Below are 12,614 nucleotides of genomic sequence, written 5' to 3' on the forward strand. Positions count from 1 at the left end.
CTACAGCGCTTCCGACAGGAACACCAGCGCGCGCCCGTGGGCCAGCGCGGCGCTGGGCTGGTGGTAGGAGCCGCGCGCCCAGCAGTTGAAGCCGTGGTCCGCACCCTGGTAGACGTAGATCTCGCTGCCGGGTTTGCCGGCCATGGCGTCGCGCACGCCTTGCACGGCCTCTGGCGGGATGTGCGCGTCGAGCGCGCCGTAGTGGAACTGCACCGGCACACGAATGTTCGCCGCCTCTTGCAGCTGGTTCTGGATGCCGCCGCCGTAGTAGGGCACGGCCGCATCCACCAGCCCGCGCGCCGCGCTCAGGTACGACAGCAGGCCGCCGAAGCAATAGCCCACCGCCGCCACCTTGCCGGCGCCGGTGTGCTGGCGCAGCACCTGCACCGTGGCGGCGATATCGTCCAGCGCGGCGGTGACATCCACCGCCTTGCGCAGCGCCATGCCGCGCGCCATGTCGTCGCCTTCGTAGCCCAGTTGCACGCGTGGCGCCTGGCGCCAGAACACGTCCGGCGCCAGCACCGCATAGCCGTCGGCGGCGTACTGGTCCGCCACGGCGCGGATATGCTCGTTGACGCCGAAGATCTCCTGCAGCAGCACAATGCCCGGCGCGCCGGGCTGCACGCCTGCCGGCGGCAGGCTCAGGTAGGCATCGAAGCTGCCCGCGGCGGTGTCAACGCGGATCCACTGGCTGTCGGGGATGGCTGTCATGGGGAAAGGCTCTCCGGAAGGGGGCTGAACAGGAAAGCTGCAAGTTTGCCACTGCGCGCCGCTTCGTGCAGGGCAGGGCGCCCTGCTGCTGCCGTCAGTACGCGCGCGACTGCTGGTAGCGCTTGTTCCAGTTGTCGGTGTAGGCCCTGACCACGGCGGCGTCGCCGCGGATCAGCATGCCGTTCTCGGCGTTGCGCTCCTGCGCCGACTTGGTGAAGTTGAACGATCCGGTGAAGACTGCCTGGTCGTCGAACACCATCACCTTGTTGTGCGCAATCGCGGGTTTGTTGTCGATCACCACCGGCACGCCGGCATGCTTGAGGTAGGTGGCACTGGTATAGCGCTCGGACTGCTGGCTCTTGTCCAGGATCACGCGCACGTCCACGCCGCGCCGGTGCGCCTGTGCCACGGCCTCGGCAATCGGTGCGCTGGTGAACGAATAGGCCTGGATCAGCAGGCGATGGCGCGTGCTCCGGATGGCATTGATCAGCAGCGCCTGGCAACTCGCGCCATCGGGCACGAAGCACAGCGTGTAGCCGCTGCCATCGGCAAACGGCTTGGCCGGCACCGGCTTCGCATCCGGCGGCTGGGCCGGCTTGCCGGTGCGCGCGGGAAAGTGGTTGGCGACGGCCTCGTTGAAGGTCTCGCTGATGCTGTTGGCGATGGTGTCGGTCACCTGGTCGAAGGTGGAAGCCGAGCGGGCGTGCGCCAGTAGCGCGAAGGGACTGAACGAGGTGAAGGCCGACACGGCGGCGGCCAGGCCCAGGCCCAGCACGGCCCGGCGAATGAATCTGTAAGTCACGGCGGATCTTTGCGTCGGTGAATGACGGCATGCGCGCGCCGCGCGCCGCATGCTGTCGGGGCGGGTTCGCAGCGTAGCAGCCGCATACGCCACTGGCAAAGCGTGATTGTGTAACAGGATCTGCGGCCGGCTATCCGGTGCAGCATCGCTGCACCGCCGCTGCCCTTGGGACTATCCGCACCCGCGCCTATGATGGATGGAACCCCCGCGGGTCCGCCCGCCAAGGAGAGGGATATGAGCAACCATACCTACAAGCTGGTCGAGATCGTCGGATCTTCACCCGATGGCTGCGACCAGGCCATCCAGAGCGCCATTGCCAAGGCCGGTGAAACCATCAAGAACATCGACTGGTTCGAAGTGGTGGAAACGCGCGGCCACATCACGAACGGCAAGATCGCGCACTACCAGGTCACGCTGAAGATCGGTTTCCGCGTGAGCTGAGTGCGGCGCCGCGCTTGCGCGGCGGAATTGCGCGACGGCACGGGCTGCGCTGCCTGTGCGGATTGGTGCGCGTGCTCGCTCCAGATGCAGCCTTCGGGATCAAAAAATCGGCCGACGCGAGACTGCCGTCGGCCGGGTGCAGGGAAACCTGGTGTCGTCAGCCCAAACGCGACCAGCTCAATCGAACTGGTACGAATAAGTCATGTTGATCCGCGGCGACCGACGGCTTGCATTGGTTGGCTTGTCACCTACCGGTTGTGCCACCGACAGATCCAGCGTGTAGTAGCGCCGGTCCGAGAAGCGCGCGCCAATGGCTACCGATGACAGGCTGCGGTGCGACAGCGACACGCTGTTGGAAAACACGCGCGCCACGTCGGCCGACACATAGGGCTGGATGGTGCGCAGGTAGGTCATGTCGGGCAGGAACAGGCGGCTGATTTCCGCCGAGGCCCCCCAGCCCTTGTCGCCCGCCACTTCGCCGGCGGGATAGCCCAGCCCGAAGAAGCGTCCGCCGAAGCTGATCTGCTCGCCCGAGGCCAGGCGGTCGCCGCTGTACTGGCCCGCCGCGGCCACGGTAAGGCCGAAGCCCGCCGGCAGGTCTTTCGACTGCGACAGCAGCAGCCGCGTGCGGAAGAAGCTCAGGTCGTTGGTGTTGTTCTGGCGGCTCGCGCCCAGCGCATCGAAACCCTTGTACAGGCCGAGCGTGGCATTGCGGCTCACGCCTTCGCCGCGCTGCGCGTAGGTCAGCTCCGCGGTGCCCACGCGCACGTTGGTGCCCAGCGTCACGCGCGTGCCGGTGGCGGTGTGGGTGTAGCGCTCGAACTGGTCGGCGCCGTAGAAGCCGCCGGTCAGCGTGAGCGTATGCGCGTTGGACAGCAGCAGCGGATAGCTGAGCGAGCCGCCGATGCGCTTGGTGTCGTTGACGTAGCGCGGATTGAACCCGATCGCCTCCAGCGTGGCGTTCTGCGGCACGCCTCGGTAGTGCGAGGCATTGAGCCGCGCGATCATGCCCTCGGTGCCGAGCGGCTGCGCGTAGCTGGCGGCGTAGTACTCCTCGTTGTCGCGGCCCTTGGGGAACAGTGCCGACACCGAGATCTGCTCGCCCAGCGGCGTCAGGCTGTTGCTGGTCGCGGTGGCAATGGCGCGCAGGCCTGGCGACATGTATTCGATGCCGGTGCCGAAGGTGAACGGCTTGCGCTTGACGTCGAGCACCATCTCGCAGGCGCCGTCGGTGGTGGTCGGCGGCTGCACCGTGGCCGCCACCTGCAGCCCGGGCTGCAGGGCCAGTGCATTGACGTAGTGTTCGAAGCGGTCCTGGCGTAGCGGGCGGTCCTGCTGCAGCTTCTCGGCAATGGCGCGCAGCCGGCCCTCTGCCGGGCCCGCCTTGCCTGTGACCGTCACCTTGGCCACATAGCCCTCGACCACGGTGATCAGCACATCGCCGTTGGCAAAGTCCTGCGCCGGCACGAAGGCAAACGAGAGCGGATAGCCGCGGTCCTTGTACATCTGCGTCACCGTGTTGGCCGCTTCCAGCAACTGCGCCACCGTGATCTCGCGATTGGCCAGCGGCTTGAACTGCGCGGCTACCTCCTCGAACGGCAGCGTCTTCGCGCCTTCGATGCGAAAGCGGCGCGGTGTCAGGCGTGTATTGAGCAGGTCCTGCATGGCCGCCTGCGGCCGTTCGACCTGCACGGTCACGCTGCTGTCGGGCCGGGCCGGAGCAATCTTCGGGAGCGTCTGGGTTGGGTCGCCCTGGACCGGGCTGCGCGGATCGGCCTGGACCAGGCCGTGATGGAACGCGCCGACGCTGACCAGCAGCGCGGCAACGCGATGACGTGCACGCATGGCAAAACCCCTGTAAGGAAATACTGCGGCTATTGACGTCGCGTGCCACTGGCGCGGGGATTGCCGCTACCCCCGTGCGCCTGCCGTCCGATGCCGCCGGTTCGGCGCGTGGCCGCTACGTTGAATCTGGTGTGCTCCGCTGCCCGCGATCAGGCGATCGCCAGGGCAGAGGCTGAGGCTGGATTACTTCTGGCCGAGCGCGCCGGTCAGGCCGCCCAGCAGGCCGCCAACCAGGCCGCCGATGGCGCCGGTGGCGCTGGTGGTCGAAGTCTTGCTGGTGGTGCTGCCCGCGGTGGAGGTGGCGCCGCCGGTCACGGCGGCGACAACACTGGTGACGGGGGCCAGCGGGCTGGTGGTGCCAGTGCCCGCCGCGGCGCCGGTGACGCCGCCTACCACGCCATTCACCACGCCGCTGACCGCGGTGGTGACCGGTACTGGCGGCGAACCTGTGCCGCCGCCGGTGGCACTGCCAAGGCCGCCAGTGATGGAGCTGACCAGGCTGGTGACAGGCGCCAGCGGCGAACCCGTGCCGCCAGCGCCTGCACCGCCAGTCAGCCCCCCGGCCAGCGCAGTCACCGGTGCCAGTACCGGGCTCAGCGCGCCCAGGCCGCCGCCGCTGGCGGGCCCGTTCGCTGCGCCGCCCAGCGATGCCACGGTCGTGCCGGTGGCGTTCACCACGCCGCCGACGCCCGAGATCACCGGCGTGTTGGTCTGTTGCAGCGTGGTGCCGGCCGTCGCGAGCGCACCGCCCACGGCCGCCAGCAGGCTGGTGGTCGGTGCGCCCAGGCCCGTGGCCGCGCCGAGCGTCTGTGCGGCGCCGGTCAGCTGCGAGGTGATCGGCACGATCAGCTTGCTGGTGGTGGTGGTCACCTGCTCGACCGCGCCGGTCGACAGCACCGTGGTCAGCGTTTCGCCAGTGCCGCTCACCGTTTTGCCCAACTCGTTCACCACCGTGCCCAGCGGCGAGGTCAGCGGCGCCAGTGGCGCGAGCTGGCCGGTGCCAAGGCCACTGACGGCGGTACCGGTGCTGGATAAGGTCTTGCCAAGTTCGGTGACCACGTTGCCGGTGCTGGCTACCGTGGTGCCTACCGGATTATCCGAGTTCGGCATGCTGCCCAGGCCCGATTGCAGGCCCGTGGCCAGTGCCCCGATGGCATCGCCGGCGGAGGCTACGGCGTCGCCCAGGCCGGTTTGTGTCTGGGTCGGTACCAGCGGCAGGTTGCTGCTGCCGAGCTTGTCGCCAAGATCGCTGACCGTCTTGCCGGTACTGTCGAGCACCTTGCCAGTATTGTTGATGACCTCGGCGGTCGGGGTCCGTGCGGTGGGCGTTTCGCCGCCGCCGGTATTGCCGCCATTGTTATCGCCAGTGCCACCCGTGCCGCCGCCCGTGCCACCGGTACCACCGCTGGCCACGTCGGTGCTGCCGCCGGAGCCGCCCATGCCGCCAGTGCCATCGGTACCCGTAGTCTTGGCGCCGCCATTGGTGCCCGCCGTGTCGCTGGTGCCCATGGAGGTCGATCCGCTGCCGCTGGCGCAGCCACCCAGGGCCAGCAAGGTTGCGAGGAGTGCCGTTACGGCGAGTTGTTGTTTGCGCATGTTCTGTTCCCTCATTCCCGTCGTTTAAATCGCTCGGCCGCGCATCGCGTTCGTTTTCTGCGTGCGGCGGTGACGGATATGGCGCAATCGGTATGCCAGCGCTGCGACGCGTCCTGGAGCGGACCCTGCGGAAGTCGGGGGTGGTGCCCGCAAAGCCTTGCCGGGCGCGGATTCCAGGGAAGCGGTGGGACCTGCTTGCGGCGCTGCCGGGGATGGGGTGTCAGGGCGGCTGCGCGTTACGCGTTACGTAACGTGTGTCGTCTGCAGGGAACAAGACAGCCGGAACGGCGGGCTTGCGACGATGGCGATCCAGCCAGGCAAGCGCGCCGTGCCGCGCACTGCCACGGCCTCCCGCCACGGTCATCCGCGCCTCCGTGTTCCCATGTTCCCGGAACACGTTACGTAGCACGTAACACCTCAGGTCCGCGCCGCAACGGCATTTGTGTCCGGCCCGCAGCTACCCCGCATCACCCGGCAATCCGCGCCAGGCAAGGCTTGCAGCGCCGCGGCCGGTTCCGTGCCGGCACCGCTGGCGCCGCTGGCACGCGCCTTGCCATTGGTTGTCCAGACGCGCCGACGATCTCGCGTTCCACGGTCTTGCCGTTCCGCTTCGGAGCGGTCCGCCAGAGGAACAAAGCGGGACACCGGGGAGGCTCGTCGGCAATCCCATGCGGCGCACATAAGACAAGACGGCCGGCAGCACCGTGGCCAACAAGACAGGAGAAGGGCAATGAAAATCAAGCATCCGTCGCAGCATGGCATGACCTCACTGGCCGCGGCCGGCGTGGCCGCCCTTGCGTTGCTGATGGCAGGCTGTTCGTCCAGCGGTGGCGGCAGCGGCGCCAATCCGCGGCCGAACAGCGGCAACACCGACACGCCGGTCAACCCGGCACCGTCCGCATCGAGCGAGACCACGCCCACGGCCAAGGTGACCGAAGGCGCGGGCAATACCGTGGTGGCCACTGGCAATGCCATCAGTGACATCGGCAAGACTATCCAGGAGGCGCCGCTGCCGTTGCTGCCCACCACGGCGCGCGAAAGCGCCGGCGACGTGGTGATCAAGGCCGGCAAGGCGGTTGGCTCGCTCGGTGCCGGCGTGCGCGATGGGCTGGGGCAGATGGGCTCGGTCGACAACCCGGTTGGCGTGACGGTGGCCAGCACCGGCAACGTGGTCCACGACGTGGGCGAGGCGTTGATCAGCGGCGGCGACCTGGTGTCTGGCCTGGGCACCGAGAAGCTGGCACCGCTGGCACCGGTGACCACCCCGGTGGGTGGCCTGGTCAGGCACGTGGGCATCGCGGTGCACGATGGCAGCTACAAGCTGAAAAGCGTGCTGTCCGAAGGCCCGGTCGCGCAGGTCACGAATTCGGTCAGCAAAGTCATCGTGCCGCTGACCAGCAAGGGCACCGACGGCACGCAGACACTGGGAGCGGCCACGCACCTGGGCGAGCCGGCCAACGGCCTGCTCTACAAGGTCGGCAATACGGTGGCTGCAGGCGGCAGCATGATCAGCAACACCCACGCACCGGTGGTCTCGCCGCTGGGCGGCGTGGTGACTGAGGCCGGCAAGACGGTCGCGGCCGCTGGCGCGATCCTCAGCGGCAATGGTCAGGGCGGCGGCAATCCGCTTGGTGGCCTGCTGAGCAACCTGCCGCTGGCAGGCGCGGGCGGCGGGTACGGTGGCGATGGCGGCCATGGCGGCAACCTGCTCGGCGGCGTGTTGAACAACCTGCCGCTGGCCAAGGTCGGTGGCGGCGGTGAGGGCGGTTCCGCGGGCGGCGCGCTCGGTCCCGTGACCGCGCTGCTGGCGCCGGTGACCGGACTGGTCGGCGGGCTGAAGCAAGGCGCACACGACAGCCAGGGTGGCAGCGGTGACCACAAGGCGTTGCAGCTGCCGCTGGTGGGTGGCCTGCTGCGCTGAAATGTCTCATCCCGGCTAGGTGTTTTCACGGTGCGCTGTCGCTCATCACCCCGTCGCAGCGCATCTTTTTATTTTGGCTGGCATTGCGGCCGTATGACCGCAATGCCAGGTTGCAGGCCGGTTCCCGGCCGGTCTGCCTGCTCTTTGACAACCTGTGGACCCGGGCGTGCCGGGTCGTTTCAAACGCGCGTCTTAACCCCTTTGGGTCATTGCTATCACCCGTAGGAGGGGTATGGTTGAGACATTCCATGTCTTAAAAAGAAAGCGCAGCAAGCGTGAAAAGTCGATAAAAGAGCGGGCCACAGAGCACCGTGATAATCGAACGGGGGAAGCGTGATCGCGGCAACAGATCACTTCGGGAGTGGAAATCATGAAACGACTCATTGCACGCTTTATTAAGGATGAGCGCGGAGCGACGGCTATCGAATATGGCCTGATCGTCGGGCTTGTTGCTCTGGCGATTGCCGTCGGCGCTGGCAAACTCGGCACCGAGCTTAACGCCAGCTTCGATCGGCTTTCGGTCACGGTTTCGGGATGGTTCAAGTAAAGTCGAAACCATAAGACCGGCGTGATTGCCGCGCTCCTCTGCGCGGCGACCCTCTACACAGACTTCCTCCACCGGCGCGTTCCCAACGCCTTGCTGGCGGCTGCCGTGCTGGCCCTCGGGCTGTCACTGCTCGCCGGACAGGGCATGGAACTGCCGCTAACCACGCGCCTGATCGGCGCCGGGCTGGGCCTTGCGGTCACACTGCCGGTATATGCCCTCGGGCAGATGGCGGCGGGTGACGTCAAGTTCCTGGTCGTGGCGGGGTTGTTCACCGGGCCGCAAGGACTGGTAGCGGCATGGGTCGTCGGCAACCTGCTCGGGCTGGTGCACGCGCTGCTGGCGATTGCACTGGGCGGTCGCGCGCCGGCTACAAGTCAAGCCATCGATCACCAGGACAGCGGACCTATTCCTACGGCGCAGTTTTCGCGGGCGCGCGGCATTCCATATGCCGCGTACCTGGCCGTGGGCGTGCTGGCCTGGATGGCTGCGGGCCATTAGCCGGACAGGCTAGTGGCAAGCAGGCTGCGCCGCCGGTCGGCGCGAAAGAACACCAAGGGACCGGGGTTTCAGATGTTGTTGCACGCAAGGGTCAACAGGGGGATCAACCGGCGCCGCCACGGCGCCGGCAGCGCTGCGATCGAGTTTGCAATCGTGGCGCCGGTGCTGCTCGCCATCGTGATCGGCATCGTCTACTACGGTGTGATGCTGGCGCTGCAACAGGTGCTGACGCTGGCCGCCGAAGAAGGCGCGCGCGCTGCGCTGCGCTATCCAGCGGGCGTTTCCGGCTCAGGCCTCGCGGCCACGCAAGGCGCGCGCGTCGATGCAGCGGCTGCGATGGCGCGCGGCACGCTTCCCACATCCATCAGGAATTTGCTGTCCACCGGCAACGTTGCGCAGGCAGTGCCCTGTGCATCCGGCTCCACCGATGTCTGCGTGCAGGTTACGCTGAACCTTCCCACCACCAACATCCTCCCCGCCGTGCCGATGGTCCCGGTCCCTGCAACGCTGTCAGGCTCGGCAATGGTCCAGCTTTCTCCTGATATCTGAGCCGCCATGCCCATCCAAAGGAAATCCGCATGACCAGCAAGCAGATCCGACTCCTGGCGGTGGTATTGCTTGGCCTGGCGCTGCTGCTTGCGCTGCTGGCGTGGCAGGTGGGCCGCCAGCCGGCACAGGCGCCCGCGGCATCGACGTCCGCCAAACCGCTGCACGCAGTGGTGGTGACCACGCAAGCGGTGGAAGCGGGCAAGCCGCTTGCCGCCGAGGCGCTCAAGGTCGAGATGCTCCCGATCGATCCCACCGGCGCCTACGGCGAGGTGGCACGCGTGACCGGGCAGGTGCCGTTGGTGGCGCTTGGCGCTAACGTGCCGGTGCTCGAAAGCCAGTTGCTGGCTGGCCTGGCCACGCAGGTGCGGGAGGGCGAACGCGCGGTGGCCGTGTCAGTCGATGAAGTCATCGGCGTCGGCAACCAGGTGCAGCCGGGCGACTATGTCGATGTCTTCCTGGTGCTGCGCCGCGACCAGCAGGAGATCCCGGAAAGCCAGGCGCGCATGCTGCTGTCGCGCCTGCGCGTGCTGGCCTACGGCGTCGCCTCGGTCAACCGGCCGCAGAACGCCAAGCCGGAACAGATGATGGCGCGACAGGAGGGCGCCAAGACCGCGGTGCTGTCGGTGCCGCTGGAGCAGGTCAGCCGGCTGGCGATGGCGCAGCAGTCCGGGCGCCTGCTGCTGGCGCTGCGCAATCCGCAGGACGAAGCCATGCCCAGCGACGGCATGTTTGCCGAACCCCCGCCCGCGCTGGCCGCGCGCGCCGGCGTTCCCGCCGAAGCGCCGCGCGCGGCCCCCGACAAGGCCATGGCCGGCGTGATGCTGTCCGGCCTGGCCGCCCCCGCCGGCGCCTCTGCCCCGCGCGCGCCGGTGGCAGCGCCGGCGCCGCGGCCGCTGCAGGTTGCCGCGCCGCCCGCGCCAGCCCAGGCGAGACAAAGCGCAGGCGTGGAAGTCATTCGCGCGGGCAAGCGCGAGATCGAATAAGAACGTGGGCGCCGACTTTATGCATATCCAGAAGAAACCAGCCCATTCGACGGCCCTGCGCCGCAGGCTGATGCAACTCGCGCTGGCCGCGATGCTGGCCACTACCGCGTGGTGCGCACTGGCGCCGCGCGCACAGGCGCAGGAAGCCGTGAACGCGCGCCAGTTGCGCCTGCTGGCCGGCGCGCAGAAAGAGATCCGCAGCGCGCAATCGGTGGAACGCGTCGCGGTGGGCAACCCGGCGGTGGCCGACGCGCTGGTGCTGCGCACGCGCGGTGCCCCCAGCGTGCTGCTGGTGGCCAAGCAACCTGGCGTGACCGACGTGATGGTGTGGACGCGCGGCGGCGCCGAGCCGCTGACCTACAACGTGCAGGTCGATGCCATCGCGCCCGATGCCGATGGCGCCAAGCTTGGCTATTCCGCCGCCGGTGCCACCATCACCGGGCAGTCGCCCGATGCCTATGCCGCGGCGCGCGCGCAGGCAGCGGCGCGCGCGGCCACCACCGGCAAGACCGATGGCAAGCCCGGCCTGGTGGTGGATCGCTCTACCGTGCCGCTCTCCGGTACCGTGCAGGTCGACGTCAAGGTGGTGGAGATCAGCAAGACCGTGCTCAAGGAAGTCGGTATCAACTTCTTCCGCAACAACTCCGGCTTTGCCTTCGGCACGTTCTCGCCATCGACGCTGAACAAGTTCACCTTTACGCCCGGCAGCGGCGGCGCACCGGGCAGTTTCAGTGCCGACATCGCGTCGCCGATGAGCAATGCCTTCAACCTGGTGGCCGCGTCGCTGACACACGGTATCTTCGCCAATATCAGCCTGCTGGAGGCCAATGGCCTGGCGCGCGTGCTGGCCGAGCCCAGCCTGGTGGCGCTGTCCGGCCAGAGTGCCAGCTTCCTGGCCGGCGGCGAGATCCCGATCCCGGTGCCGCAGGCGCTGGGCACGACCACGATCCAGTTCAAGCCATTCGGCATCGGGCTGACGGTGTCGCCCACGGTGCTGTCGGCCGACCGCATCGCGCTGAAGGTGGCGCCGGAGGCGAGCGACCTCGACCCCTCGCGCGGCATCTCGATCAATGGCGCGGTGGTGCCCGCCATCGTCACGCGGCGCGCCGATACCACGGTGGAACTCGGTGACGGCGAGAGCTTCGTGATCGGCGGGCTGGTCAGTCGCAACACCGTCAGCAACGTCAACAAGGTCCCGGTGCTGGGCGACCTGCCGGTGATCGGTGCCTTCTTCAAGAACCTGAATTTCCACCAGGAAGACCGTGAGCTGATGATCGTGGTCACGCCGCGCCTGGTGAAGCCGCTGGCCAAGGGCGCGCCGGCGGCGCAAGCCGTTGGTGCCGATGGCCGCACCAACGGCAACCCCAATGTATGGGGCTGGTATGTGCTGGGCGAATACGCGGACCCGACTTTGCCGGGTTTCTCAAAATAGCCGCCGGCCGTGCCGGCAGGCATGGCCAACAGCTTGAGGCGGAGAGATGGATTATTTTCTGTTGCACGCAACGCAGGACGAAGTGAAGGACTGGCTGGGCAAGGTCCTGGGCGGGCTGGGCACGCTGGTGGCCGAAGGCGGCGCGCAGGAAGCCTTTCTCGAGCGCGTGGCCCAGCTGCGCCCGGGGCTGGTGTTCCTGCACTTCTCGACGGAACTGGCCGGCGCGTCGGCGCGGCTGGGCGAGCAGCTGCTGCGGCTCTTCCCGGGCCTGCCGCTGGTCGCGGTGGGCCATGCCGACGAGCCCGGCATCATGCTGGCGGCGCTGCGCGTGGGCGTGAAGGACTTTATCGACCTGCGCGACGCGCCGGCCGATGCCGAGGCCGTGGTCAAGCGCCTGGCCGTGCCGGGCGAGCAGGTGCGCCAGGCCGAGTCGGCGCGCCAGGGCAAGATCGTGGCGCTGCTGGGCGCGCGCCCCGGCGTGGGCGTGACCAGCCTGGCCGTGAACCTGGCCGCGGCGGCACGCCGCCACCTGCCACTGAATGAAAAGACCGACGCGCGCGCCGAAGTGCTGCTGCTGGACCTGGGCCTGCCGGCGCGCGACGGCGCGCTGTACCTGAACCTGAGTCCGGGCTTCCACTTTGTCGAGGCGGTGCGCAACCTGCGCCGCTTCGACCAGGTCTTCGTGCAGACCGCGCTGACACGCCACGGCAACGGCGTATGCGTGCTGCCGCTGCCCGCGGCGCTGGGCGAGCTGCGCGACATCTCCTACTCCGAAGCCATCAGCCTGCTGGAGCGGCTGCGCGCGTTCTTCGACATGCAGATCATCGACCTGGGCGGCTTCGGCAATGCCGAGTTCACCGCGCAGATCGTCAAGGCCGCCGACAGCGTGGTGCTGGTGGCCGACCAGAGCGTGGGCGCGATCGTTTCGGCCGCGGAGCTGGTGCATGAGCTGCGCGCGCGCGAGGTGGAGCGCGACGACCTGCACCTGCTGGTGTCGCGCTTCGATGCGCGCCTGGGCGTGGATGCCGCGCAGATCGCGCACCGCGTGGGTGTGCAGTCGGTGGGCACGCTGCCCGACAGCCGCGCACCGCTGGTGCTGGCCATGAACCGCGGCGCGGTGCTGGCCGACGACGATCCGCACGACCCCTATGTGCGCGCCCTGGCCGACCTGCTGGCACGACTGGGCTACCGCGCGGCGCAGGCCAGGGAAACCAGCCTGCTGGCGCGGATGAAGGACAAACTGCCTGAGGCGCTGCGCGCGGTGCGCGTGGCACGCACTGGAACCTGAC

At 68.3% G+C, this 12,614-nt stretch carries 12 protein-coding genes; 8 read left to right on the forward strand and 4 right to left on the reverse strand.

The window, feature by feature from the left end:
- Both C265_RS13495 and C265_RS13500 read right to left on the reverse strand, forming a co-directional pair.
- Nucleotides 1-711 carry a dienelactone hydrolase family protein gene (locus C265_RS13495; protein WP_010809807.1) on the reverse strand — a complete coding sequence of 237 codons (711 nt, stop codon included), beginning with the start codon at nt 709-711 and terminating at the stop codon, nt 1-3.
- 94 nt (nt 712-805) lie between these two features.
- Nucleotides 806-1,513, reverse strand: coding sequence for a phospholipase D family protein (locus C265_RS13500; protein WP_231881474.1), 708 nt, complete (start codon nt 1,511-1,513; stop codon nt 806-808).
- 234 nt (nt 1,514-1,747) lie between these two features.
- Here C265_RS13500 and C265_RS13505 point away from each other — a divergent pair, with 234 nt between their 5' ends.
- Nucleotides 1,748-1,954: a dodecin gene (locus tag C265_RS13505; protein ID WP_010809809.1), complete on the forward strand. Its 207-nt coding sequence runs from the start codon at nt 1,748-1,750 to the stop codon at nt 1,952-1,954.
- 177 nt (nt 1,955-2,131) lie between these two features.
- Here the strand turns inward: C265_RS13505 and C265_RS13510 are convergent, their stop codons facing one another.
- Nucleotides 2,132-3,799 carry a ShlB/FhaC/HecB family hemolysin secretion/activation protein gene (locus C265_RS13510; RefSeq protein ID WP_010809810.1) on the reverse strand — a complete coding sequence of 556 codons (1,668 nt, stop codon included), beginning with the start codon at nt 3,797-3,799 and terminating at the stop codon, nt 2,132-2,134.
- Nucleotides 3,800-3,982: 183 nt separating this feature from the next.
- Complete coding sequence (locus tag C265_RS13515) at nt 3,983-5,395, reverse strand: collagen-like triple helix repeat-containing protein (RefSeq protein ID WP_037024324.1); 1,413 nt, start codon at nt 5,393-5,395, stop codon at nt 3,983-3,985.
- 730 nt (nt 5,396-6,125) lie between these two features.
- Between C265_RS13515 and C265_RS13520 the strand changes: the two genes are divergently transcribed.
- From C265_RS13520 to C265_RS13550, 7 genes are all read left to right on the forward strand, one after another.
- Nucleotides 6,126-7,316, forward strand: a complete 1,191-nt coding sequence (locus tag C265_RS13520) for a collagen-like triple helix repeat-containing protein (protein ID WP_010809812.1) — start codon at nt 6,126-6,128, stop codon at nt 7,314-7,316.
- A gap of 370 nt (nt 7,317-7,686) precedes the next feature.
- Nucleotides 7,687-7,863 carry a Flp family type IVb pilin gene (locus C265_RS13525; RefSeq protein WP_010809813.1) on the forward strand — a complete coding sequence of 59 codons (177 nt, stop codon included), beginning with the start codon at nt 7,687-7,689 and terminating at the stop codon, nt 7,861-7,863.
- Between the two features lie 21 nt (nt 7,864-7,884).
- Nucleotides 7,885-8,361, forward strand: a complete 477-nt coding sequence (locus C265_RS13530; protein WP_010809814.1) for a prepilin peptidase — start codon at nt 7,885-7,887, stop codon at nt 8,359-8,361.
- Between the two features lie 72 nt (nt 8,362-8,433).
- A complete protein-coding gene (locus tag C265_RS13535; RefSeq protein ID WP_010809815.1) occupies nt 8,434-8,910 on the forward strand; it encodes a TadE/TadG family type IV pilus assembly protein in 477 nt (158 codons plus the stop codon).
- A gap of 29 nt (nt 8,911-8,939) precedes the next feature.
- Nucleotides 8,940-9,893, forward strand: coding sequence for a Flp pilus assembly protein CpaB (gene cpaB / locus C265_RS13540; RefSeq protein WP_010809816.1), 954 nt, complete (start codon nt 8,940-8,942; stop codon nt 9,891-9,893).
- A 19-nt stretch (nt 9,894-9,912) separates the two neighbouring features.
- Nucleotides 9,913-11,325, forward strand: a complete 1,413-nt coding sequence (locus C265_RS13545; RefSeq protein WP_037024327.1) for a type II and III secretion system protein family protein — start codon at nt 9,913-9,915, stop codon at nt 11,323-11,325.
- 46 nt (nt 11,326-11,371) lie between these two features.
- Nucleotides 11,372-12,613 (forward strand): pilus assembly protein, encoded by a 1,242-nt coding sequence (locus C265_RS13550; RefSeq protein ID WP_010809818.1) that lies wholly within the window; start codon nt 11,372-11,374, stop codon nt 12,611-12,613.
- Nucleotide 12,614 lies beyond the last annotated feature (1 nt).

The organism is Cupriavidus sp. GA3-3 (assembly GCF_000389805.1).
Taxonomy (GTDB): Bacteria; Pseudomonadota; Gammaproteobacteria; order Burkholderiales; family Burkholderiaceae; genus Cupriavidus; species Cupriavidus necator_D.

Bases quoted from the DNA above. Each gene is read 5' to 3' on its own strand.
- C265_RS13550 (WP_010809818.1), top strand. From the start codon at position 11,372: ATGGATTATTTTCTGTTGCACGCAACGCAGGACGAAGTGAAGGACTGG.
- C265_RS13545 (WP_037024327.1), top strand. From the start codon at position 9,913: ATGCATATCCAGAAGAAACCAGCCCATTCGACGGCCCTGCGCCGCAGG.
- cpaB (WP_010809816.1), top strand. From the start codon at position 8,940: ATGACCAGCAAGCAGATCCGACTCCTGGCGGTGGTATTGCTTGGCCTG.
- C265_RS13505 (WP_010809809.1), top strand. From the start codon at position 1,748: ATGAGCAACCATACCTACAAGCTGGTCGAGATCGTCGGATCTTCACCC.
- C265_RS13520 (WP_010809812.1), top strand. From the start codon at position 6,126: ATGAAAATCAAGCATCCGTCGCAGCATGGCATGACCTCACTGGCCGCG.
- C265_RS13510 (WP_010809810.1), bottom strand. From the start codon at position 3,799: ATGCGTGCACGTCATCGCGTTGCCGCGCTGCTGGTCAGCGTCGGCGCG.
- C265_RS13515 (WP_037024324.1), bottom strand. From the start codon at position 5,395: ATGCGCAAACAACAACTCGCCGTAACGGCACTCCTCGCAACCTTGCTG.
- C265_RS13525 (WP_010809813.1), top strand. From the start codon at position 7,687: ATGAAACGACTCATTGCACGCTTTATTAAGGATGAGCGCGGAGCGACG.
- C265_RS13535 (WP_010809815.1), top strand. From the start codon at position 8,434: ATGTTGTTGCACGCAAGGGTCAACAGGGGGATCAACCGGCGCCGCCAC.
- C265_RS13495 (WP_010809807.1), bottom strand. From the start codon at position 711: ATGACAGCCATCCCCGACAGCCAGTGGATCCGCGTTGACACCGCCGCG.